We start from the raw sequence: 24,495 nt of genomic DNA, 5'->3' as shown, positions 1-24,495 counted from the left end.
CATGAGTGTGATAGCGCAGGCAGGGGCGAAGGGTCGTCAGCTGCACAAGTTTGGTGGTAGTAGTCTTGCTGATGTGAAATGTTATCTGCGTGTCGCAGGGATCATGACCGAATATTCACAGCCGGGGGACATGATGGTTGTCTCTGCGGCGGGCAGCACCACCAACCAGCTGATTAGCTGGCTGAAACTGAGCCAGACCGATCGCCTCTCTGCGCATCAGGTGCAACAGTCCTTACGTCGTTACCAGAGTGAACTGATTGCCGGTTTGCTGCCTGCAGACGTGGCGGACGGACTGATAAGCGCCTTTACTCACGACCTTGAGCGTCTGGCAGCTCTGCTGGACAGCGGCATTACCGATGCGGTGTATGCGGAAGTGGTTGGCCATGGTGAAGTGTGGTCTGCACGCCTGATGGCCGCCGTGCTGCAACATCTTGGCGTGGAAGCCGCCTGGCTCGACGCGCGTGATTTCCTGCGTGCCGAACGCGCCGCACAGCCGCAGGTAGACGAAGGGTTGTCCTACCCGCTGCTGCAACAGCTGCTGGTGCAACATCCGGGTAAACGTATTGTGGTGACCGGCTTTATCAGTCGCAGCAACGCAGGTGAAACCGTACTGCTGGGCCGTAACGGCTCTGACTACTCGGCAACGCAGATTGGCGCCCTGGCGGGCGTGTCCCGCGTCACCATCTGGAGCGACGTGGCCGGTGTCTACAGCGCGGACCCGCGCAAAGTAAAAGATGCCTGCCTGCTGCCGCTGCTGCGTCTCGACGAAGCGAGCGAGCTGGCGCGTCTGGCGGCACCAGTGCTGCACGCGCGCACGCTACAGCCGGTTTCCGGCAGCGACATCGACCTGCAACTACGCTGTAGCTACACGCCGGATCAGGGTTCCACTCGCATCGAGCGCGTGCTGGCATCCGGTACGGGCGCGCGCATTGTCACCAGCCACGATGACATCTGCCTGATTGAGTTCCAGGTGCCTGCGGGCCAGGATTTCAAACTGGCGCACAAAGATATCGACACCATCCTGAAACGTGCCCAGGTGCGTCCGCTGGCCGTTGGCGTGCATAACGATCGCCAGCTGTTGCAGTTCTGCTATACCGCTGAAGTGGTGGACAGCGCCCTGAAGATTCTGGATGAAGCGGGACTGCCGGGCGAGCTTCGCCTGCGTCAGGGACTGGCGCTGGTGGCAATGGTGGGCGCGGGCGTCACCCGTAACCCGCTGCACTGCCACCGCTTCTGGCAGCAGCTGAAAGGGCAGCCGGTGGAGTTCACCTGGCAGTCGGAAGAGGGCATCAGCCTGGTTGCCGTTCTGCGCAAGGGGCCAACCGAAAGCCTGATTCAGGGCCTGCACACCTCCCTGTTCCGTGCGGAAAAACGCATCGGCCTGGTACTGTTCGGGAAAGGGAACATCGGTTCCCGCTGGCTGGAGCTGTTCGCCCGCGAGCAGGTCACGCTTTCGGCGCGTACCGGATTTGAGTTTATTCTGGCAGGCGTGGTGGACAGCCGCCGCAGCCTGTTGAACTACGAAGGGCTGGACGCCAGTCGGGCGCTGGCCTTCTTTAACGATGAAGCGGTTGAGCAGGACGAAGAGTCGCTGTTCCTGTGGATGCGCGCGCACCCGTACGACGATCTGGTGGTGCTGGACGTTACCGCCAGCGAGCAACTGGCCGATCAGTATCTGGATTTTGCCAGCCACGGGTTCCACGTCATCAGCGCCAACAAGCTGGCAGGCGCGAGCAGCACTGATAAATATCGCCAGATCCACGACGCGTTCGAAAAAACGGGTCGTCACTGGCTGTATAACGCCACCGTTGGCGCAGGTCTGCCGGTTAACCATACCGTGCGCGATCTGATTGATAGCGGCGACAGCATTCTGGCGCTGAGCGGGATCTTCTCCGGCACGCTCTCCTGGCTGTTCCTGCAATTTGACGGTACCGTGCCGTTCACCGACCTGGTGGATCAGGCGTGGCAGCAGGGCTTAACCGAGCCGGATCCGCGCGTCGACCTTGCCGGTAAAGACGTGATGCGCAAGCTGGTGATCCTGGCGCGTGAAGCGGGCTACGACATTGAGCCTGGCCAGGTTCGCGTTGAGTCTCTGGTGCCTGCGGGCTGCGAGGAAGGATCTGTCGATCACTTCTTTGAGAACGGCGACGAGCTGAACGAGCAGATGGTGCAACGTCTGGAAGCGGCAAACGAGATGGGCCTGGTGCTGCGTTACGTGGCGCGCTTCGAGGCGAACGGTAAAGCGCGCGTGGGCGTGGAGGCGGTACGTCCTGAACATCCGCTGGCGGCGCTGCTGCCGTGCGATAACGTCTTCGCCATCGAAAGCCGCTGGTACCGCGATAACCCGCTGGTGATCCGTGGCCCGGGTGCGGGGCGCGATGTGACCGCCGGAGCCATTCAGTCCGACATTAATCGCCTGGCTAAGCTACTGTAACCCCTCACCCTAACCCTCTCCCCTTAGGGGAGAGGGGACTGCTCGGTGCGGTCTTTCCCCCCTCGCCCCTTTGGGGAGAGGGCTGGGGTGAGGGGCCTTCTCACCCCCCATCATGAATCCCCTTCATCTTCCCTGAACAAACCTCACCGTTAATGTTGATTATTTCTGTTGACGTCATCCCGCTTTTCCGTCATTTTTACATCTGGACGTCTAAACGTATAGAAGTTCACAACATAACAAACAATGACACGCGAAAGATAGAGGTAAGGTATGAGCTTTTTTCACGCCAACCAGCGGGAAGCCCTGAATCAGAGCCTGGCCGAAGTAAACGGCCAGATTAACGTCTCTTTTGAATTTTTCCCGCCGCGCACCAGTGAAATGGAGCAAACCCTGTGGAGCTCTATCGATCGCCTGAGCAGCCTGAAGCCGAAGTTCGTCTCCGTAACCTACGGCGCCAACTCCGGTGAGCGTGACCGCACGCACAGCATCATTAAGGGCATTAAAGACCGAACCGGTCTGGAAGCGGCACCGCACCTCACCTGTATCGACGCCACCCCTGATGAACTGCGCGCGATTGCTCAGGACTACTGGAACAACGGCATTCGTCATATCGTTGCCCTGCGCGGCGACCTGCCGCCGGGGAGCGGTAAGCCGGACATGTACGCCACCGATCTGGTTGCCCTGCTGAAAGACGTTGCCGACTTTGATATCTCCGTGGCTGCCTACCCTGAAGTTCACCCGGAAGCCAAAAGCGCCCAGGCGGATCTGCTCAACCTGAAGCGTAAAGTGGAGGCCGGTGCTAACCGCGCGATTACTCAGTTCTTCTTTGATGTGGAAAGCTATTTACGCTTTCGCGACCGCTGCGTCTCGGCGGGTATTGATGTCGAAATCATCCCTGGCATTCTGCCGGTCTCGAACTTCAAACAGGCGAAGAAATTCGCGGATATGACCAACGTGCGCATTCCGCTGTGGATGTCCAAAATGTACGAAGGTTTGGACGATGACCCGGAAACACGCAAGCTGGTGGGGGCCAATATCGCGATGGATATGGTGAAGATTTTAAGCCGTGAAGGGGTGAAGGATTTCCACTTCTATACGCTTAACCGCGCGGAGATGAGTTACGCCATTTGCCATACGCTGGGTGTCCGCCCGGCGTTATAAAGTAAAAAACCCTCATAAAGTGAGGGTTTTTTACTCGAACAGAAAGTTAAAAGGTATTAGCTATCGAATCTGTGGATTAATTCAACTATCTCTTATCGCTAGTGGTGTATATCGTAACGGTAACACTGTAAAGGGAGCATAGCGATGAGCATGTCAGACGAGACCAATAACGCGGCATCCGCCGGCAAATGTCCGTTCCACCAGGGCGGCGTCGATCACAGCGCGGGTGCAGGTACCGGCAGCAAAGAGTGGTGGCCTAAACAACTCCGCATCGATTTACTTAATCAACACTCCAGCCGTTCAAACCCTCTGGGTGAAGACTTCGACTACCGCAAAGAATTCAGTAAGCTCGACTATTCCGCCCTTAAGGGCGATCTCAAAGCACTGTTAACCGACTCACAACCGTGGTGGCCTGCCGACTGGGGCAGCTATGCGGGCCTGTTTATCCGTATGGCCTGGCACGGTGCGGGTACCTATCGCTCCGTTGATGGTCGCGGCGGTGCCGGTCGCGGTCAGCAGCGTTTTGCGCCGCTGAACTCCTGGCCTGATAACGTCAGCCTGGATAAGGCTCGCCGTCTGCTGTGGCCAATTAAGCAAAAATACGGACAAAAAATCTCCTGGGCCGACCTGTTTATCCTCGCGGGTAACGTGGCGCTGGAGAACTCCGGCTTCCGCACCTTTGGTTTCGGTGCCGGGCGTGAAGACGTCTGGGAACCGGATCTGGACGTGAACTGGGGCGATGAAAAAGCCTGGCTGACTCACCGTGACCCGGAAGCGCTGGCGAAGCGCCCGCTGGCCGCCACAGAAATGGGCCTGATTTACGTTAACCCGGAAGGGCCAAACGCCAGTGGTGAACCGCTGTCTGCGGCGGCGGCGATCCGCGCTACCTTTGGCAACATGGGCATGAATGACGAAGAGACCGTTGCGCTTATTGCAGGCGGCCATACGCTCGGTAAAACGCACGGTGCAGGCGAAGCCACGCACGTGGGCACTGACCCTGAAGCGTCGCCTATTGAAGCGCAGGGCCTGGGCTGGGCCAGCACGCACGGCACCGGTATTGGCGCTGACGCCATCACCTCCGGGCTGGAAGTTATCTGGTCTCAAACCCCAACCCAGTGGAGCAACTATTTCTTCGAGAACCTGTTCAAATACGAATGGGTGCAGACGCGTAGCCCGGCGGGCGCAATTCAGTTTGAAGCCGTGGATGCGCCGGAAATTATGCCTGACCCGTTCGACCCGTCGAAAAAACGCAAGCCAACCATGCTGGTCACCGACCTGACGCTGCGTTTTGATCCGGAATTCGAGAAAATTTCCCGTCGTTTCCTGAACGATCCGCAGGCCTTCAACGAAGCCTTTGCGCGCGCGTGGTTCAAGCTGACCCACCGCGATATGGGGCCAAAAGCGCGGTACATCGGCCCGGAAGTACCGAAAGAAGATCTGATTTGGCAGGATCCGCTGCCTCAGCCGGTGTTCCATCCGACGCAGGAAGATATTGAAAGCCTGAAAGCGGAAATCGCGGCCTCGGGTCTCTCCGTGAGCGAGCTGGTTTCCGTGGCCTGGGCGTCGGCATCGACCTTCCGCGGCGGCGACAAGCGTGGCGGCGCTAACGGCGCGCGTCTGGCGCTGGCACCTCAGCGCGACTGGGACGTTAACGCCGCGGCGGTGCGGGCATTACCGGCTCTGGAAGCGATCCAGCGCACCACCAACAAAGCGTCACTGGCCGATATCATTGTGCTGGCGGGTGTCGTGGGCGTTGAGCAGGCGGCGAAAGCGGCAGGCGTTTACGTCAACGTACCGTTCACTCCAGGTCGTGTGGATGCGCGTCAGGATCAGACGGATATCGAGATGTTTAACCTGCTCGAACCGATTGCCGACGGTTTCCGTAACTATCGCGCGCAGGTGGATGTGTCCACCACGGAGTCGCTGCTGATCGACAAAGCCCAGCAGTTGACCCTGACCGCGCCGGAACTGACGGTGTTGATCGGCGGTTTGCGCGTACTGGGTGCAAACTTCGATGGCAGCAAGAATGGCGTGTTTACTAACCGCGAGGGCGTGCTGAGCAACGACTTCTTCGTCAATCTGCTGGATATGAACACCCAGTGGAAAGCGACCGACGACTCAAACGAGCTGTTTGCCGGTAGCGATCGCGCCAGCGGGGAAGTGAAATATACCGCCACCCGCGCCGATCTGGTCTTCGGTTCCAACGCTGTCCTCCGCGCGCTGGCCGAAGTTTACGCCAGCAGCGATGCACAAGAGAAGTTCATCCGCGACTTCGTTGCCGCATGGGCGCGAGTGATGGATTTGGATCGGTTTGACGTGAAGTAACCCTTGTGCCGGGTGGCGGCTACGCCTTACCCGGCCTACAAATTAAAGTGCCATGTAGGCCGGGTAAGCGCAGCGCCACCCGGCTTTTCTATTACTCCCACTCCTGCAAGAATCGCTGTCCATACTGGTCCGCCACCAGCAGCGCCGCATAGACCTGATCCGGCGTTACGCCGCCAGGCATGTTGTGAATGGTTTCCCCTTCGGCACAGGACGCCTCCGCGATCAGCCGCATTTTAGCCGGAATATCCTCTTTGATATTCAGCTGCGCCAGCGTAATTGGCAGCCCGACGCTATGGCACAGCGCCGCAACGGTTTCGATTTCTTCTACCGGCGCGTTCTCCAGTACCAGTTGCGTCAGCGTACCAAATGCCACTTTTTCACCGTGGTAGAAATGGTGCGCATCCGGCACCGCCGTCATGCCATTGTGAATGGCGTGTGCCGCCGCCAGCCCGCCACTTTCGAAGCCCACGCCGCTCAGATAGGTGTTGGCTTCAATAATGCGTTCCAGAGCAGGCGTCACCACGTGTTGTTCCGCCGCCAGCATCGCTTTCTCGCCCTCTTCAACCAGCGTGTTGTAGCACAGCTCAGCCAGCGCTAACGCTGCCTGCGTGCACTTGCCACCCGCCATGGTCGTGGCGCCGCTACGCGAACAGGCGCGCGCTTCAAACCAGGTTGCCAGGGCATCGCCAATCCCGGCGGCCAGCAGGCGCGCAGGTGCGCCCGCCACCACCCTGGTATCGACAATCACCATGTTCGGGTTGTGCGGCAGCATCAGGTAGCGATCGAACTCGCCGCTGTCGGTATAAATCACGGAAAGGGCACTGCACGGCGCATCGGTGGAGGCAATGGTCGGGGCAATAGCCACCGGCACGTCCATAAAGTGCGCCAGCGCTTTGGCGGTATCCAGCGTTTTTCCGCCCCCGATACCCAGCACCGCCAGGCAGTCGGTACTGTCGGCCAGTTTTTTCAGGCGATCGATTTCATTTTGCGAACATTCGCCGCCAAACGGTGCAATTTCGGCATGGAGTCCGGCTTTTTTAAAACTCTGACGCAGGGTTTCTTCGGCAAAACCCAGCACAAATTTATCGCCTACCACCAGCCAGCGAGCCGCCAGCGGCTTCAGGTAGTCGCCGAGACGAGTGAGAACATCAGCGCCCTGGATGTACTTCCCCGGCGATTGAATGATACGGTCCATAACATATCTCCCTTAGAGGTTGAGGTTACCAAACGCGTTTTTCCAGTCCTGCTCGAACTTCTCTATGGCTGACTCTACCGCTGGCGTGCCGAGCATTTGTTGCGCTACGTCTAAGGGAAGCGTAATTGCCTCACATCCTGCCAACAGGCAATCCAGCGCCTGGCGCGGCGTTTTAAAGCTGGCAGCCAGCACCATGCTCTCTGGCGCATGCTGTTCCAGCAGGGATTGCAGTTCCTGTACCGTGCGAATGCCGTCACCGCCCTGCGCATCGACGCGGTTTACATACGGTGCGACATATTTCGCTCCTGCCAGCGCGGCCAGTAACCCCTGAGCGGCGCTGTAAACGGCGGTTCCCAGCGTGGTAATTCCCTCTTTCTTCAGCGTTTTAATCGCGATGAGCCCCTGTGCAGTGACGGGAATTTTTACCACGATGTCCGGCAGGGCATTGTTCAGCCGTTTTGCTTCCGCCACCATTCCTTCGGCGTCGCGGCTCATGGTTTGGGCAAACAGCCTGCCCTCCGGGCCGATAGCCTGCTGCAGGCGCGGCAACACCTCCCAGACAGATTCGCCGCTGGCGGCTACGATGCTTGGGTTGGTGGTCACGCCCGCAATGGGAAAAATGCGCGCCAGGCGTTCAACTTCTGCCACGTTGGCGGTATCCAGGTACAGTTCCATTATTTTTCCTTAAGTCAGAAAGGTTGAATAAAGGATACGGCGCACCCAGTCGCGGCGAATACAGGTCAATTTTGCCAAATACTGGATAAATGTAATGTCCCTGGCGAAGTGAGAGAGCGATCACAATGCTACTTTTTGGCGATCAGCTGGCTGTGATACTGGCGTCGATATTCGGAAGGGGAACGTTCAGTGTGCTTGCGAAAGAGACGGCAAAAGTAGTTACTGTCCGTAAATCCGCAGCTTGCAGCGATATCTTTGATTTTAAACTCGTAGCCTTTAAGAAGCTGACGCGCGTGCTCGAGGCGTGTTTGCGTAAGATATTCGTTGAACCCCACGCTGCCTGTTTTTTGAAAAAGATGAGAAAGGTAGTTCGGTGAAATATAAAACGCCTGCGCCACCGATTCACGGGTCAGTGCAGAGGCGTGATGTTCTTCGATGTAGTGACGAATCGCTTCAAATAATGCACGGCTGCGGCTGGCGGTATGGATATCGCTGCCCAGCAGATCGCGACAGTGGCTGAGCAAACTTAATACCACCAGTCTGGCCGTTTCCCGATCGTCTGGCTGCATTTGCAATTCAGCGAGCGTCTGCAAAAGGAATGCGCCCACTCGCGGCCCGCATCTGGCAACCTGTTGCTGTTGCAAAAGCGTGTTGTCGCGCTCGAGCTGAAGAGTCAGTTGTTGCTTGCCGAAGCTGATGTTGAGCGAAAAGGCGGGTTGAAGCGGAATATTACCGGATGAAAAAAATAACGCTTCGCAGGCCGTATCAAAGCTAAGCACGAGGCAAGGTGACGTTCGGGGGAGCGGTTTAGCCGAAGGGGGGAAATGCACCTGACGCAGCGGCAAGGTGCCGTTGATCAGGTCATTCAGGATGTGGGGGATATCGTGGTGCATGGTGTGGATACCAGGGTATTGCCCGGCGACGCTGGCGCTTGCCGGGCCTACGAAAAGCCTATTGTAGGCCGGGTAAGCGTAAGCGCCACCCGGCAAAACCGATCAACCGGTGTTACGCATCCCCGCCGCAACGCCCGCAATCGTCACCATCAGCGCCTGTTCAACGCGCGGATCCGGCTCTTTACCTTCCTCTTCCGCCAGACGCGAACGGTGCAGCAGTTCAGCCTGTAAAACGTTCAGCGGGTCGGTGTAGATGTTACGCAGTTGGATAGACTCGGCAATCCACGGCAGGTCTTCCATCAGGTGGGAGTCGTTAGCGATATCCAGCACCACTTTGATGTCGCCTTCCAGCAGCTCGCGTAGCTCTTTACCCAGCGCCCACAGCTCGGGTTTCACCAGACGCTGATCGTAGTATTCCGCCAGCCACAGGTCGGCTTTCGAGAAGACCATCTCCAGCATGCCCAGACGGGTAGAGAAGAATGGCCAGTCGCGGCACATGGTTTCCAGTTCGCTCTGCTTACCGTCTTCCACCACTTTTTGCAGCGCCGCACCGGCACCCAGCCAGGCTGGCAGCATCAGACGGTTTTGCGTCCAGGCAAAGATCCACGGAATGGCGCGCAGGGATTCAACGCCGCCAGTAGGACGACGCTTGGCCGGGCGCGAGCCGAGCGGCAGTTTACCCAGCTCCTGCTCAGGCGTGGCTGAGCGGAAGTAAGGCACAAAGTCTTTGTTTTCACGCACGTAGCCGCGATACAGATCGCAGGAGATGTCAGACAGCTCGTCCATAATCCGGCACCAGGATTCTTTTGGCTCCGGCGGCGGCAGCAGGTTGGCTTCCAGGATCGCACTGGTATAGAGCGACAGGCTGCTGATGGTCACTTCCGGCAGGCCGTACTTGAAGCGGATCATCTCGCCCTGCTCGGTCACGCGCAGTCCGCCTTTCAGGCTTCCTGGTGGTTGGGAGAGCAGCGCCGCGTGTGCAGGCGCACCGCCACGACCAATTGAACCGCCGCGTCCGTGGAACAGGGTCAGTTCAATACCGGCTTTTTCGCAGGTTTTAATTAGCGCATCCTGCGCCTGATACTGCGCCCAGGAGGCTGCCATCACGCCCGCATCTTTCGCGGAGTCGGAATAGCCAATCATCACCATCTGCTTGCCCTGAATAAAGCCGCGATACCAGTCGATGTTCAGCAACTGGGTCATCACGTCGTTGGCGTTGTTCAGGTCGTCGAGAGTCTCAAACAGCGGTGCTACCGGCAGAGCGTAGTCGATGCCCGCTTCTTTCAGCAGAAGGTGAACGCCCAGCACGTCGGACGGGGTCTTCGCCATGGAGATCACATAGGCGGCCACCGATCCTTTCGGCGCATCCACGATCGCTTTACAGGTGTTGAGCACTTCGCGGGTGTCATTGCTTGGCTCCCAATTGCGCGGCAGCAGCGGGCGCTTGGAGTTCAGCTCGCGGATCAGGAACGCCTGTTTGTCGGCTTCGGACCAGCTTTCATAGTCGCCAATGCCGAGATAGCGGGTCAGCTCGCCCAGCGCTTCGGTATGACGGGTGCTTTCCTGACGGACGTCGATACGCACCAGCGGCACGCCGAAACACTTCACGCGGCGCAGGGTGTCGAGCAGCTCGCCATTGGCAATGATGCCCATCCCGCAGGCCTGAAGCGATTTATAACAGGCGTACAGAGGTTCCCAGAGCTGTTCGTTCTGGCTCAGCAGACCTTCCGGCTTCGGCAGGCGCTGGCCTTTCAGGCGCGCTTCCAGCCAGGCCTGCGTGGCCATCAGCTGACCGCGCAGTTTTTTCATCAGGAAACGGTACGGCTCACTGGCACCTTCTTCACCGGCCAGCGCGCGCAGTTCCGGCGTCGCTTCTACCATCGACAGCTCGGAGATCAGCACCTGAATATCTTTCAGGAACAGGTCGGTTGCTTTCCAGCGGCTCAACAACAGGACGTGACGGGTGATTTCCGCCGTCACGTTCGGGTTGCCGTCGCGGTCGCCGCCCATCCAGGAAGTGAAGCGAACCGGCACAAAGTCGACCGGCAGGCGATAGCCCAGATTTTCTTCCAGCTGTTCGTTAAGCTCGCGCAGGTAGTTTGGCACCCCTTCCCACAGGCTGTTTTCCACCACCGCAAAGCCCCATTTGGCTTCGTCGACCGGGCTTGGGCGATGCTTACGAATTTCATCGGTGTGCCAGGACTGAGCAATCAGCTGGCGCAGGCGGCGCATAAGCTGGTTACGTTCGTAGTCGGCAATGTCTTTGTTATCCAACTGCTTCAGACAGTTGTTCACTTCCACCATTTTGTGGATCAGCGTACGACGCGTGATTTCGGTTGGGTGTGCGGTCAGCACCAGCTCCAGCGAAAGGGATTCCACCGCTTTTTTGATGGTCGCTTCGTTGAGGTTGGGCTGGTCTTTGAGTTTACGAAGGGTGCGGGCAATGACTTCCGGGTTGCTGGCCGCTTCGCCTTTTGGCGAAATGCTGTGGTATTGCTCAGCGGTGTTTGCCAGGTTCAGAAACTGGCTGAAGGCGCGGGCAACGGGCAGTAGCTCATCATTAGAGAGGTTCTGCAAGGTGGTGAGCAGCTCCTGACGATTGGCCTCGTTACCGGCGCGGGAAGATTTGGACAGCTTGCGGATGGTTTCAACACGGTCGAGGATGTTCTCCCCCAACGCATCTTTGATGGTATCTCCAAGCACTTTGCCGAGCATACTGACATTACTACGCAACGCGGAATATTGTTCGTTCATAAAAACCCAGTCACCCCATCATTTTTGTTTATGCCCAGGCGAAAATTTTCTGGACATTATTTTGTCATCTCCCTTTATAAAGCCACGTAAAACCCCCGTCGTCAATTGCTGCGAAAACGGTTCAGCAGATGAATAAATGCGGGCAATTTACGAAATTTAATTCGTATTGCGTCAGATAAGAGATGCTTATGGGAATGTGACGGAGATCGCGGGATTTACTCCCCTCACCCTAACCCTCTCCCCAAAGGGGAGAGGGTACTTGAACACCCTCTCCCCTTTGGGGAGAGGGCAGGGTGAGGGGCCGTTTTAATGCCAGCAGAAGTGATGCACAACCTGGGTAATGAGTTCGCGGGTGGGCTTGATGAAGCGGGTTTCGAGATATTCGTCCGGCTGGTGGGCCTGGTTGATGGAGCCAGGGCCCAGAACCAGCGTCGGGCACAGGGTCTGAATAAACGGCGCTTCGGTACAGTAGTTCACCACGTCGGTTTTCTCCCCGAGCAGTTTTTCCACCACCTGAACCAGCTGGTGGTCAGGCGGGCATTCGTAGCCTGGAATCGGCGGATGCAGTTCGGAGACCGTCAGACGTCCCGGCCAGCGCTCGCTGACCGGTGCCAGCGCTTCGTTCAGTAAGCCATCCAGATCGCTCAGCGTCATGCCCGGCAGAGGACGGATATCCATATGCAGTTCGCAGCAGGCGCAGATACGGTTGGACGCATCACCGCCGTGCAGGCTGCCGAGATTCAGCGTCGGATACGGCACGGTGAACGCCTCGTAGTGATAGCGCTCTTTCAGATCGTCGCGCAGGGTCATGATGCGGCCAATCGCGTCATGCATCAGCTCAATGGCGTTCACGCCGCGCGCCGGATCGCTGGAGTGACCAGACTGGCCCAGCACGCGCACTGCGGTAGAAATATGGCCTTTGTGCGCCCGAATCGGTTGCAGAGAGGTAGGTTCACCGATGATCGCGCAGTCCGGGCGAATCGATGTGTTTTCAGAGAAATACCGTGCGCCCGCCATGCTGGTCTCTTCATCGGCGGTCGCCAGAATGTAGAGCGGCTTTTTCAGCGTTGTCACGTCCACGTCACGCAGCGCGTCGAGGATAAAAGCAAAGAAGCCTTTCATGTCCGCCGTGCCGAGACCGTAGAGCTTGTTGTCGTGCTCTGTCAGGGTGAACGGATCGCGGGTCCAGCGGCCATCGTCAAACGGCACGGTGTCAGTGTGACCAGCCAGCAGCAGGCCGCCAGCGCCATGTCCGGTGCTGGCGAGCAGGTTAAATTTGTGACGTGTTCCGGGGACGGGCTGAACCTCAACGTTAAACCCAAGATCGCTAAACCAACCCGCCAGCAGATTGATTAAAGACTCATTGCTTTGATCCAGCGCTTCTTCCGTTGCGCTGATGGACGGTGTGGCAATCAGGGCGCGGTAAATCTCGATAAATGGCGGTAAGTTCATTTTCATTGTTGACACACCTTAGGTCGTGATAGTATCAATATTCATGCAATAAATGTGAATAAAAATACATTAACGTTGAGCATAAAGGAACCCGATGTTGAATACGCTGATTGTAGGCGCTAGCGGTTATGCGGGCGCAGAGCTTGTAAGCTACGTGAATCGCCACCCACATATGACCATAACCGCTTTGACCGTGTCAGCGCAAAGCAATGATGCCGGAAAGTTAATTTCCGATTTGCATCCACAACTTAAGGGCGTGGTTGATTTGCCTTTGCAGGCCATGTCTGACATCAGCGAGTTTACCGACGGCGTTGACGTGGTGTTTTTAGCCACCGCACACGAGGTCAGTCACGACCTGGCGCCGCAGTTTCTGGCAGCCGGTTGCGTGGTCTTCGATCTCTCCGGCGCGTTTCGCGTAAACGACAGCGCGTTCTACGAAAAATATTACGGTTTCACCCATCAGCATCCGGATCTGCTTGAAAAAGCGGTGTACGGCCTGGCGGAGTGGAGCGCCGATAAACTGAAAGAAGCGAACCTGATTGCCGTGCCGGGCTGCTACCCGACGGCGGCGCAGCTCTCGCTGAAGCCATTGATCGACGCCGGTCTGCTGGATCTGCACCAGTGGCCGGTGATCAACGCCACCAGCGGCGTGAGCGGCGCCGGGCGCAAGGCCGCTATCTCCAACAGCTTCTGCGAAGTGAGCCTTCAGCCGTATGGCGTGTTCAATCACCGTCATCACCCTGAAATCACCACGCATCTGGGCGCGGAGGTGATTTTTACCCCGCACCTCGGCAGCTTCCCGCGCGGGATCCTTGAAACCATTACCTGCCGCCTGAAGCCGGGTGTGACCAAAGACCAGGTGAGCGAAGTCTTCACGCAGGCGTATGCGGATAAACCACTGGTGCGTCTGTATGACAAAGGCGTACCAGCGCTAAAAAACGTGGTCGGCCTGCCGTTCTGCGACATCGGCTTTGCCGTGCAGGGCGAGCACCTGATTGTGGTCGCCGCGGAAGATAACTTACTCAAAGGCGCTGCCGCACAGGCAATGCAGTGTGCAAATATTCGTTTCGGCTTCCCTGAAACGCAGGCTCTTATTTAAGGTGTGATGATGAACCCATTAATTATCAAACTCGGTGGTGTACTGCTGGACAGCGAAGAAGCGCTGGAGCGCCTGTTTACCGCGCTGGTGAACTATCGTGAATCACATCAACGTCCGCTGGTGATTGTCCACGGCGGCGGCTGTGTGGTGGACGAGCTGATGAAAGGGCTCAACCTGCCGGTGATTAAGAAAAATGGCCTGCGCGTCACGCCTGCCGACCAGATTGACATTATTACTGGTGCGCTGGCGGGGACGGCGAACAAAACGCTGCTGGCGTGGGCGAAGAAGCACCACATCGCGTCCGTTGGCCTCTGTCTTGGCGATGGCGATAGCGTGAAAGTGACCCAGCTCGACGAAGCGCTTGGCCATGTTGGACTGGCGCAGCCAGGTTCGCCTAAGCTGATTAACACCCTGCTGGAAGGTGGTTTTCTGCCGGTGGTGAGCTCAATCGGCGTGACCGAAGAGGGCGAGCTGATGAACGTCAATGCGGACCAGGCGGCGACGGCGCTGGCGGCCACGCTGGGCGCAGACCTGATCCTGCTCTCCGACGTGAGCGGCATTCTGGACGGCAAAGGCCAGCGCATTGCGGAAATGACCGCCGCAAAAGCCGAACAGCTGATCGATCAGGGCATTATCACCGACGGCATGATCGTTAAAGTGAACGCCGCGCTGGATGCGGCCCGCACGCTGGGCCGCCCGGTGGATATCGCCTCCTGGCGTCACGCGGAGCAACTCCCGGCGCTGTTTAACGGTACGCCGATTGGTACGCGTATTCTGGCTTAAGATTCTGTGCCGGATGGCGCTTCGCTTATCCGGCCTACGGGAATTTTGTAGGCCCGGTAAGCGCAGCGCCACCGGGCAAAAATATCATCATTAAGGAAATTCGTTATGGCACTTTGGGGTGGGCGTTTTACACAGGCAGCGGATCAGCGGTTCAAACAGTTCAATGACTCTTTGCGCTTCGATTACCGCCTGGCCGAACAGGATATTGTCGGCTCTGTGGCCTGGTCCAAAGCGCTGGCGACCGTGGGCGTGCTGACCGCAGAGGAACAGCAGCAGCTGGAAGAGGCGCTGAATAATCTGCTGGAAGAGGTGCGTCTGGATCCGCAGCAAATCCTCCAGAGCGATGCCGAAGATATTCACAGTTGGGTGGAAGGCAAACTGATCGACAAAGTCGGCCAGCTGGGTAAAAAGCTCCATACCGGGCGTAGCCGTAATGACCAGGTGGCGACCGACCTGAAGCTGTGGTGTAAAGAGACCGTCGGCGAACTGCTGGCGGCGAATCGTCAGCTGCAGAGCGCGCTGGTGGACACTGCGCAGAACAATCAAGATGCGGTGATGCCGGGTTATACCCACCTGCAACGCGCACAGCCGGTGACCTTTGCGCACTGGTGTCTGGCCTACGTTGAGATGCTGGCGCGTGATGAGAGCCGTTTACAGGATACCTTAACGCGTCTGGACGTCAGCCCGCTGGGCAGCGGCGCGCTGGCCGGTACGGCTTATGAAATCGACCGTGAGCAGCTGGCAGGCTGGCTGGGCTTTGCTTCCGCCACCCGCAACAGCCTGGACAGCGTCTCTGACCGTGACCACGTGCTGGAGCTGCTGTCGAATGCCTCTATCGGGATGGTGCACCTGTCGCGCTTTGCCGAAGACCTGATCTTCTTTAACTCTGGCGAAGCGGGCTTCGTCGAGCTGTCCGACCGCGTGACGTCCGGCTCATCCCTGATGCCGCAGAAGAAAAACCCGGACGCGCTGGAGCTGATCCGCGGGAAATGTGGCCGCGTGCAGGGCGCGCTGACCGGCATGATGATGACCCTGAAAGGGCTGCCGCTGGCGTACAACAAAGATATGCAGGAAGACAAAGAGGGGCTGTTCGACGCGCTCGACACCTGGCTCGACTGTCTGCATATGGGCGCGCTGGTGCTGGACGGCATTCAGGTGAAGCGTCCGCGCTGCCAGGAAGCGGCGCAGCAGGGGTATGCTAATTCTACCGAGCTGGCGGACTACCTGGTGGCGAAAGGCGTACCGTTCCGCGAGGCACACCATATTGTGGGTGAAGCGGTAGTGGAAGCGATTCGTCAGGGTAAAGCCCTTGAAGAGCTGGCGCTTGCCGACCTGCAAAAATTCAGCGCGGTTATCGGGGATGATGTCTACCCGATTCTGGCCCTGCAATCCTGCCTGGATAAGCGTGCAGCGAAAGGTGGAGTCTCGCCGAAGCAGGTAGCGCAGGCGATTGCGGACGCGAAAAACCGGTTGGTTTGATTTGTGCGGGCTGGTGCCCTCACCCCGGCCCTCTTCCACAGGGAGAGGGAGAAAAACGGAGCCTGGCTTAGTGCCGGGCTTTTTTATACGCAAAAAAAAGCGGACCACGGGGTCCGCAAAAGTTCACGTTGGCTTTAGTTTTTCGAGTTTTGAGAGAAACTCGCTGACGGTGCGGGGTCGTTTTGGGTCAAACACGTGCCGCCTCGTCTATGTGATGTATTATTCAACAGAATGCTTGATAGGGATAATCGTTCGTTGCTATGCTATCTATCGCCATGAACTATCGTGGCGACGGAGGATGAATAATGAATATTCGTGATCTTGAATACCTGGTAGCGTTAGCTGAGCATCGCCATTTTCGCCGCGCGGCAGACTCCTGCCACGTCAGCCAGCCAACGCTGAGCGGTCAGATCCGCAAGCTGGAAGATGAGCTGGGCGTGATGCTGCTGGAGCGCACCAGTCGTAAGGTACTGTTCACGCAGGCAGGTCTGCTGCTGGTGGATCAGGCGCGCACCGTACTGCGCGAGGTCAAAGTGCTCAAGGAAATGGCAAGCCAGCAGGGGGAGGCGATGTCCGGCCCGCTGCATATTGGCCTGATCCCAACCGTTGGCCCGTATCTGTTGCCGCAAATCATTCCGCTGCTGCACCAGACGTTCCCGAAACTCGAAATGTACCTGCATGAAGCGCAAACCCATCAGCTGCTGGCGCAGTTAGACAGCGGCAAGCTCGACTGCGCGATCCTGGCGCTGGTCAAAGAGAGTGAAGCGTTTATTGAAGTACCGCTGTTCGATGAGCCGATGATGCTGGCGATCTATGAAGATCACCCGTGGGCGAACCGCGATCGCGTGCCGATGGCCGATCTGGCCGGAGAAAAGCTGCTGATGCTGGAAGACGGCCACTGTCTGCGCGATCAGGCGATGGGCTTCTGCTTCGAAGCGGGTGCAGATGAAGATACCCATTTCCGCGCAACCAGCCTGGAAACGCTGCGTAACATGGTCGCGGCGGGAAGTGGCATTACGCTGCTGCCTGCGCTGGCCGTGCCGCGCGAGCGTAAGCGTGATGGCGTGGTCTATCTGCCGTGTATTAAGCCAGAGCCGCGTCGCACGATCGGCCTGGTTTATCGTCCGGGTTCACCGCTGCGCAGCCGCTATGAGCAGCTGGCAGAGGCCATCCGTGGTGCAATGGATGGCCATTTCGACAACGCGTTAAAACAGGCGGTTTAAGCCGTTCAGCGCAGCTACCCGATAGGCTTCCGCCATGGTCGGGTAGTTAAAGGTGGTGTTAACGAAGTACTCGATGGTGTTGCCACCACCTTTTTGCTCCATGATCGCCTGGCCGATATGAATGATTTCCGCGGCACGTTCACCAAAGCAGTGAATACCGAGGATCTCTTTCGTCTCGCGATGGAACAGGATCTTCAGCGTACCCACGCTCATCCCCACAATTTGTGCGCGCGCCAGGTGTTTAAACTGGGCACGACCCACCTCGTAAGGCACCTTCATGGCCGTCAACTGCTGCTCGGTTTTGCCGACAGAACTGATTTCCGGGATGGTGTAGATGCCCGTCGGGATGTCCTCGATCAGATGCGCCGTCGCTTCACCTTTCACCAGCGCCTGTGCGGCGATGCGGCCCTGATCGTAAGCAGCGGAGGCCAGACTTGGGTAACCAATAACGTCGCCGACCGCGTAAACGTGCGGCAGCGCAGTCTGGTACATGCTGTTGACCTTGAGCTGACCGCGGCTGTCGGTTTCAAGCCCGATATTCTCCAGCTGCAATGAATCCGTGTTGCCGGTACGGCCGTTGGCGTACAGCAGGCAGTCCGCCTTCAGCTTTTTACCAGATTTCAGGTGCATGATCACACCGTCGTCGCAGCCTTCGATTTTCTCGTACTCTTCGTTGTGGCGAATCACCACGCCACTGTTCCAGAAGTGGTAGGAGAGGGAATCTGACATCTCCTGATCGAGGAACGCCAGCAGCCGGTCGCGGGTGTTGATCAAATCAACTTTGACCTCCATGCCGCGGAAGATCGACGCATATTCACAGCCAATCACGCCCGCGCCATAGATGATCACATGGCGTGGCTCGTGGTGCAGGCTGAGGATGGAGTCGCTGTCGTAAATGCGTGGATGAGAGAAGTCCACGTCTGCCGGATGATATGGGCGCGATCCGCAGGCGATCACAAATTTTTCAGCGGTGAGCGTCTCAACCGAACCGTCGTGGCACTCCAGCGCCAGGGTGTGTTCATCTACAAAATGCGCGTTACCCTGCAGAATTTCACAGTGGTTGCGCTCATAGAAACCCTGACGCATGCGCGTCTGCTGGTTAATGACCGTGTCTGCGTGATTCAGGATATCGGCAAAGGAAGAACGAAGAAGTCGGGAGTGGTCGCTGTAAAGAGGGTTCTGGTTAAATTCGATAATGCGGCTAACGGCGTGGCGGAGGGCTTTCGAAGGGATGGTGCCCCAGTGGGTGCAACCGCCGCCGACATTATGGTAGCGCTCAATAACCGCTACTCTGGCTCCCTGTTTTACCAGACCCATAGCAGCACCTTCGCCGCCGGGGCCGGAACCAATAACTATTGCGTCGTAATCGTAGGAATGTGGCATGGCAAGGCTTACCTGTTCTTATACATAAAAGCAACAGAATAATAACATCATTGCCTGGGTAACCCAATTATCGTTGTGCTTTTTTCGGGCAGTGGAGCACAAACCGCGCGTAAACAATCATTCACAAAGCCAGGTAAACAGATTAATTTTATTCTCTGGTATAGTGCCAACGGGCCTTTGGAAGGATTCAACTATCGTGATGGGCGTAAGAGCACAACAAAAAGAGAAAACCCGGCGTTCGCTGGTGGAAGCCGCATTCAGTCAACTGAGTGCTGAGCGGAGTTTTGCCAGTTTAAGCCTGCGCGAAGTGGCGCGCGAGGCCGGGATTGCGCCAACGTCCTTCTATCGTCATTTCCGTGATGTGGATGAACTGGGCCTGACCATGGTCGACGAGAGCGGTTTGATGCTGCGCCAGCTTATGCGTCAGGCGCGTCAGCGTATTGCCAAAGGCGGCAGCGTGATCCGCACCTCCGTGTCGACATTTATGGAATTTATCGGCAATAACCCTAACGCGTTTCGCCTTTTGCTGCGCGAGCGCTCTGGCACGTCGGCGGCGTTTCGTGCCGCCGTCGCGCGTGAAATTCAGCATTTCATCGCGGAACTTGCCGACTATCTTGAACTCGAAAACCATATGCCGCGTGCGTTTACTGAAGCACAGGCCGAGGCGATGGTGACCATTGTTTTCAGTGCGGGTGCCGAAGCGCTGGATGTCAGCATTGAACAACGTAAGCAACTCGAAGAGCGACTGGTATTGCAGCTGCGGATGATTTCTAAAGGTGCGTACTACTGGTATCGCCGTGAACAAGAGAAGTTGGCACATCAAAACGATGAGTGAAGGTGAGTAATGAAACAGTCAGGTCAGGATAAAGGAACGCTGTTGCTGGCATTGATCGCTGGCTTATCCATTAACGGTACGTTTGCGGCGGTTTTCAGCTCAATTGTACCGTTCTCGATTTTCCCGATTATCGCGCTGGTGCTGACGGTGTATTGCCTGCATCAACGTTATCTGAACCGCACCATGCCGGTTGGGTTACCGGGGCTGGCCGCAGCCTGTTTTATTCTGGGTGTACTGTTGTACAGCACCGTCGTGCGTGCAGAGTATCCGGATATCGGTTCTAACTTCCTGCCTGCGGTGCTGTCTGTGGCGCTGGTGTTCTGGATTGGCTCTCGCATGCGTAGCCGCAAGAGCCAGTTACCAGAGTAAAGGGTTTTGTCATTGTAGGCCGGATAAGCGAAGCGCCATCCGGCTTTTTTGGCAGGTGGCGCTTCGCTTACCTGCCCTACAAGGCCCACATTACTTCGCCGTGAGCAGTACGCCGCACTCCATATGGTGCGTATATGGGAACTGATCGAACAGCGCCAGACGTTCAACCTTGTGCGTCTGGCTTAATGTTTCCAGATTCTTGCACAGCGTCTCCGGGTTACAGGAGATGTACAAAATACGCGGGTACGCCTGCACCATCTTCTCGGTTTCGCTGTCCAGGCCACTGCGCGGCGGATCGACAAAAATTGTCTCACACTGGTAGCTCTTCAAATCAATCCCTTGCAGGCGGTTAAACTCACGTACGCCGTTCATCGCCTGGGTAAACTCTTCTGCCGCCATACGAATGATCTGCACATTATCAATATGGTTAGCGGCGATGTTGTACTGCGCGGCGGCCACCGACGGTTTGGCGATTTCCGTCGCCAGCACGCGTTCGAAGTTACGCGCCAGCGCCAGCGAGAAGTTGCCGTTACCGCAGTAGAGCTCCAGCAGATCGCCCGTCGACCCTTCCGTCGTATTCAGCGCCCACTCCAGCATCTGCACGTTCATTGCCGCATTCGGCTGGGTGAAGCTGTTCTCCACCTGACGGTAAACCATCTCTTTTCCTGCCACCGGCAAGCGCTCGTCGATGTAATCCTGGTCCAGCATGATTTTGGTTTTGGTCGCGCGGCCAATCAGGTGCACGTTGATGTTCTGCGCGCGCAGCGCATCGCGCAGGGCTTCTGCCTGCTCGCGCCACTCGTCGGTCAGCGCTTTGTGATAGAGCAGAGAGACAATGGCCTGATTGCTTTGGGTGGTCAGGTAGTCAATCTGGAACAGCTTGTTGCGCAGCACCGGATTAGTGCGCACACCGTCGATCATCAGCGTCATTAGCTGGTTGATAAGCTCACTCGCCGCCGGGAAACTGTCTACGCGAATCCGGGATTTCGTCTGCTGATCGAAAATGATGTGGTACAGGTCATCGCCATCGTGCCAGATGCGAAACTCAGCGCGCATACGGTAGTGGCTGACCGGAGAACGAAACACCTCGGGAACGGGCGCGTTGAAAGGCGTCATCATACTTTGCAGGCGGACAACTTTTTCTGCCAGCTGTGCGTCGTACTGTTCTGTCGGGAGGTGTTCGGGGGTCATGATGCGTCCTGAGTGATAAAGAATTACGCGGGGATTGTAGGGATTGTGCAGTGGATGTCCAGATTTAATGGCTAATAGCTATCTGGACATCTATACGTGTCTAATTGTAGCATTCTGTTTCCGGTCTCCTGAGAGTGAAAAGGGAATCCAGTGCAAATCTGGAGCTGACGCGCAGCGGTAAAGACTGGCGGGATGAGAGTTGTAGACACTGTGAAAACGGGAAGTCTTCATCCGTATAACGCCACCCAGCCCGAAGACCTGCCGGGATCACGTCGCATTTGGTTTCATCATCGCGTGCTATCGATGAGGCCTGCGGCATCCTTCTTATATTGTGGATGCTTTAACAATGATTAAAAAAGTATCGCTGTTGACGGCGTTTTCCGTCACGGCATTTTCGGGCTGGGCGCAGGAAAGCGCCGACTCGTTGGTGGTGACAGCAAACCGTTTCGAACAACCTGAAAAATCTGTTCTGGCTGCGACTTCTGTCGTGACGCGGGCCGATATCGACCGCTGGCAATCCACCACGGTTCTGGATGTCATGCGTCGCCTGCCTGGCGTAGATACGGCACAAAATGGCGGGATGGGGCAGCTCTCTTCTCTCTTTATACGCGGTACGAACTCCAGCCATGTCCTGATTCTCGTCGACGGGATCCGTCTTAACCAGGCGGGCGTCACGGGGTCGTCCGATCTCAGCCAGTTTCCGATCTCCCTGGTGCAGCGCATCGAATATCTTCGTGGACCGCGTTCGGCGGTGTACGGCTCGGATGCGATCGGTGGTGTAGTCAACATTATCACTACGCGTGCGAAGGATGGCACAACGCTGAATGCTGGCGTTGGGACACACGGCTTCCAGAATTATGTTGGCAGCACCCAGCAAACATTGGGTGAAAGTACGCGCGTTACGCTGGCGGGGGATTACACCTACACAAAAGGCTTTGACGTCGTTGCTGACGGTAATAACGGCGGCCTTGCCCAGACCGATCGCGACGGCTTTATGAATAAAACGCTCTACGGCGCACTGGAGCATGCTTTCTCTGAGCAATGGAGTGGTTTCGTTCGCGGCTATGGTTACAGCAACCGTACCGCCTATGACGGCTATTACAGTTCATTCACCCCTGATGTGCTGGTTGATACCCGCCAACTCTATAGCCAGACCTGGGATGCCGGATTGCGGTTTAACCGGGATGTTTTCCATTCACAGTTGCTCTCCAGCTACAGTCACAGCAAAGACTACAATTACGATCCGCACCTTGGACGCTATGACTCCACAGCAACCCTGGATGAAATCAAACAGTACAATGTTCAGTGGACCAACTCAGTTGACGTGGGGCATGGCAACATCGGCGCGGGCGTTGACTGGCAGAAACAGAGCACCGAGCCGGGTACCAACTACGTAACCAACGCCTATGACCTGCGTAACACTGGCGTCTACCTGACTGGGTTGCAGCAGTTTGGAGATTTCACTCTGGAGGCGGCGGCCCGCAGCGATGACAACTCTCAGTTTGGTCGCCATGGTACCTGGCAAAGTAGCGCAGCCTGGGAGTTCGTTGACGGTTACCGCTTCATAGCCTCTTATGGCACGGCCTATAAAGCGCCGAATCTGGGTCAGCTCTATGGCTTCTACGGCAATACCCATCTTGATCCTGAAGAGAGCAAACAGTGGGAAGGGGCGTTTGAAGGCCTGACGGCAGGCGTAAGCTGGCGCGTATCCGGCTATCGTAATGACGTTGATAATCTCATCGACTTCAACAATAACCTGCAGCAATATTACAATGTCGGCAAAGCACGCATTAAAGGTGTAGAAGCGACAGCGTCGTTTGATACGGGTCCGTTGACGCATACTGTGGGCTACGACTATGTGGATGCCCGCAATGCGGCAACCAATCAACTTCTGGACCGTCGTGCTAAACAGCAGGTGAAATATCAGCTTGATACGCAGATCTATGATGTTGACTGGAGCCTGACGTATCACTATCTCGGCACGCGCTACGACACCGACTTTGGAACCTATCCGTCAGAGAAAGTTAAAATGGGCGGCGTCAGCCTGTGGGACGTCGCGGTTTCATATCCTGTCACCTCACATCTCACAGTTCGTGGTAAAATAGCCAACCTGTTCGATAAAGATTACGAGACAGTTTATGGCTACCAAACTGCAGGACGGGAATACACCTTGTCTGGCAGCTACACCTTCTGATCCGCGTCCCACCGTGCTGGTGTTTGATTCCGGCGTCGGTGGGCTTTCGGTCTATGATGAGATTCGGCAGCTCCTGCCGGATCTCCATTACATCTACGCCTTCGATAACGTCGCGTTCCCGTATGGGGAAAAGAGTGAAGACTTTATCGTTGAGCGTGTGATTGAAATCGTCACTGCGGTACAAAAGCGCTATCCCCTGGCGCTGGCGGTTATTGCCTGTAATACGGCAAGCACGGTCTCTCTTCCTGCCCTGCGCGAAAAATTCCCGTTCCCGGTTGTGGGCGTTGTCCCGGCAATCAAACCTGCGGCGCGTCTGACGGCGAACGGTATCGTGGGGTTGCTGGCGACACGCGGTACGGTAAAACGTCCTTATACGCGTGAGCTTATTGAGCGCTTTGCCAATGAATGCCAGATCGCCATGCTCGGCTCCGCGGAGCTGGTGGAAATGGCGGAAGCGAAACTGCACGGCGAGACGGTATCGCTTGAAGAGCTGCGTCGCATTCTGCGTCCATGGCTGCGGATGCAGGAACCACCGGATACGGTTGTTCTCGGCTGCACCCATTTCCCGCTATTACAGGAAGAGCTGTTAAAGGTTTTGCCTGAAGGGACCCGGCTGGTGGATTCCGGTGCTGCGATTGCGCGTCGGACGGCCTGGCTACTGGAGCACGAGGCGCCGGATGCGAAATCAGCGGATGCGAACATCGCTTTCTGTATGGCGATAACAAAAGAAACCGAACAACTTTTGCCCGTTTTACGTCGTTATGGCTTCGAAACGCTCGAAAAACTGGCGCTGTAGCACGGTTTTGAGCAAAAAAGAGACGGTTGAACGTTTTTTTTCAAAGAGGGGTTGTCAACGTCGGAGAACTCCCTATAATGCGCCTCCACTGACACGGAACAACGGCTTACAAGCCGCCGGGACAGCGGGGTTCAGAGATGAACGCCAACAGAGAAAAGTGAAAATAATTGCTTGACTCTGAATGAGGAAAACGTAATATACGGGACCTCGCAACGATGAGCTGAAAGCCGCGTTGCAACTGCTCTTTAACAATT

At 56.8% G+C, this 24,495-nt stretch carries 18 protein-coding genes and 1 riboswitch; of the genes, 11 read left to right on the top strand and 7 right to left on the bottom strand.

Going from position 1 to position 24,495, the window contains the following annotated elements:
- Position 1 precedes the first annotated feature (1 nt).
- The 3 genes from INF86_RS07460 to katG all read left to right on the top strand — a co-directional run bounded on the left by INF86_RS07460 (position 2) and on the right by katG (position 5,920).
- Positions 2-2,434 (top strand): bifunctional aspartate kinase/homoserine dehydrogenase II, encoded by a 2,433-nt coding sequence (locus INF86_RS07460; RefSeq protein WP_023298896.1) that lies wholly within the window; start codon positions 2-4, stop codon positions 2,432-2,434.
- A 270-nt stretch (positions 2,435-2,704) separates the two neighbouring features.
- Positions 2,705-3,595 (top strand): methylenetetrahydrofolate reductase, encoded by an 891-nt coding sequence (metF, locus tag INF86_RS07455; protein WP_193543392.1) that lies wholly within the window; start codon positions 2,705-2,707, stop codon positions 3,593-3,595.
- A gap of 144 nt (positions 3,596-3,739) precedes the next feature.
- The gene (katG, locus tag INF86_RS07450; RefSeq protein WP_058677363.1) at positions 3,740-5,920 is read left to right on the top strand and encodes a catalase/peroxidase HPI; all 2,181 of its coding nucleotides are present in this window, start codon (positions 3,740-3,742) and stop codon (positions 5,918-5,920) included.
- A 91-nt stretch (positions 5,921-6,011) separates the two neighbouring features.
- Here the strand turns inward: katG and INF86_RS07445 are convergent, their stop codons facing one another.
- The 5 genes from INF86_RS07445 to argE form a co-directional block, all read right to left on the bottom strand.
- Positions 6,012-7,115, bottom strand: coding sequence for a glycerol dehydrogenase (locus INF86_RS07445; RefSeq protein ID WP_023298894.1), 1,104 nt, complete (start codon positions 7,113-7,115; stop codon positions 6,012-6,014).
- A 12-nt stretch (positions 7,116-7,127) separates the two neighbouring features.
- Entirely contained in the window at positions 7,128-7,790 is a 663-nt protein-coding gene (gene fsa / locus INF86_RS07440; RefSeq protein WP_038416924.1) for a fructose-6-phosphate aldolase, read from the bottom strand.
- A 128-nt stretch (positions 7,791-7,918) separates the two neighbouring features.
- Complete coding sequence (locus INF86_RS07435; RefSeq protein WP_193543391.1) at positions 7,919-8,683, bottom strand: helix-turn-helix domain-containing protein; 765 nt, start codon at positions 8,681-8,683, stop codon at positions 7,919-7,921.
- Positions 8,684-8,785: 102 nt separating this feature from the next.
- On the bottom strand, positions 8,786-11,437 hold the full coding sequence (ppc, locus tag INF86_RS07430; protein ID WP_022649787.1) for a phosphoenolpyruvate carboxylase: 2,652 nt from the start codon (positions 11,435-11,437) through the stop codon (positions 8,786-8,788).
- 306 nt (positions 11,438-11,743) lie between these two features.
- Entirely contained in the window at positions 11,744-12,895 is a 1,152-nt protein-coding gene (gene argE / locus INF86_RS07425; RefSeq protein ID WP_015569956.1) for an acetylornithine deacetylase, read from the bottom strand.
- A gap of 88 nt (positions 12,896-12,983) precedes the next feature.
- Between argE and argC the strand changes: the two genes are divergently transcribed.
- The 4 genes from argC to oxyR all read left to right on the top strand — a co-directional run bounded on the left by argC (position 12,984) and on the right by oxyR (position 17,473).
- Complete coding sequence (gene argC, locus INF86_RS07420; RefSeq protein ID WP_193543390.1) at positions 12,984-13,988, top strand: N-acetyl-gamma-glutamyl-phosphate reductase; 1,005 nt, start codon at positions 12,984-12,986, stop codon at positions 13,986-13,988.
- A gap of 6 nt (positions 13,989-13,994) precedes the next feature.
- Positions 13,995-14,771 carry an acetylglutamate kinase gene (gene argB, locus INF86_RS07415; protein ID WP_094948456.1) on the top strand — a complete coding sequence of 259 codons (777 nt, stop codon included), beginning with the start codon at positions 13,995-13,997 and terminating at the stop codon, positions 14,769-14,771.
- 105 nt (positions 14,772-14,876) lie between these two features.
- Positions 14,877-16,250 carry an argininosuccinate lyase gene (argH, locus tag INF86_RS07410; RefSeq protein WP_193543389.1) on the top strand — a complete coding sequence of 458 codons (1,374 nt, stop codon included), beginning with the start codon at positions 14,877-14,879 and terminating at the stop codon, positions 16,248-16,250.
- A gap of 305 nt (positions 16,251-16,555) precedes the next feature.
- Complete coding sequence (oxyR, locus tag INF86_RS07405) at positions 16,556-17,473, top strand: DNA-binding transcriptional regulator OxyR (RefSeq protein ID WP_022649783.1); 918 nt, start codon at positions 16,556-16,558, stop codon at positions 17,471-17,473.
- Here oxyR and sthA read toward each other — a convergent pair.
- Positions 17,456-18,856: a Si-specific NAD(P)(+) transhydrogenase gene (gene sthA / locus INF86_RS07400; RefSeq protein WP_003862057.1), complete on the bottom strand. Its 1,401-nt coding sequence runs from the start codon at positions 18,854-18,856 to the stop codon at positions 17,456-17,458. The two genes, oxyR and sthA, sit on opposite strands and share 18 nt — an antisense overlap.
- A 196-nt stretch (positions 18,857-19,052) precedes the next feature.
- Between sthA and fabR the strand changes: the two genes are divergently transcribed.
- Together fabR and INF86_RS07390 are read left to right on the top strand one after the other, a co-directional pair.
- The gene (fabR, locus tag INF86_RS07395) at positions 19,053-19,691 is read left to right on the top strand and encodes an HTH-type transcriptional repressor FabR (RefSeq protein WP_003862059.1); all 639 of its coding nucleotides are present in this window, start codon (positions 19,053-19,055) and stop codon (positions 19,689-19,691) included.
- Positions 19,692-19,700: 9 nt separating this feature from the next.
- A complete protein-coding gene (locus INF86_RS07390) occupies positions 19,701-20,060 on the top strand; it encodes a YijD family membrane protein (protein ID WP_017383113.1) in 360 nt (119 codons plus the stop codon).
- A 90-nt stretch (positions 20,061-20,150) separates the two neighbouring features.
- Here INF86_RS07390 and trmA read toward each other — a convergent pair whose 3' ends face one another.
- Positions 20,151-21,251, bottom strand: a complete 1,101-nt coding sequence (trmA, locus tag INF86_RS07385; RefSeq protein WP_193543388.1) for a tRNA (uridine(54)-C5)-methyltransferase TrmA — start codon at positions 21,249-21,251, stop codon at positions 20,151-20,153.
- 104 nt (positions 21,252-21,355) lie between these two features.
- Positions 21,356-21,532: riboswitch (cobalamin riboswitch) on the top strand.
- A 65-nt stretch (positions 21,533-21,597) separates the two neighbouring features.
- Here trmA and btuB point away from each other — a divergent pair.
- Complete coding sequence (gene btuB, locus INF86_RS07380; RefSeq protein WP_193543387.1) at positions 21,598-23,445, top strand: TonB-dependent vitamin B12 receptor BtuB; 1,848 nt, start codon at positions 21,598-21,600, stop codon at positions 23,443-23,445.
- Positions 23,390-24,241: a glutamate racemase gene (murI, locus tag INF86_RS07375; RefSeq protein ID WP_023298885.1), complete on the top strand. Its 852-nt coding sequence runs from the start codon at positions 23,390-23,392 to the stop codon at positions 24,239-24,241. Before btuB ends, murI begins: the two co-directional genes overlap by 56 nt.
- Positions 24,242-24,495: the final 254 nt, after the last annotated feature.

Source organism: Enterobacter cloacae complex sp. I1M (assembly GCF_014982425.1).
Lineage (GTDB): Bacteria > Pseudomonadota > Gammaproteobacteria > Enterobacterales > Enterobacteriaceae > Enterobacter > Enterobacter intestinihominis.
The sequence above is the reverse complement of the archived record's forward strand: the minus strand, read 5'-3'. Positions and strand labels throughout refer to the sequence as shown.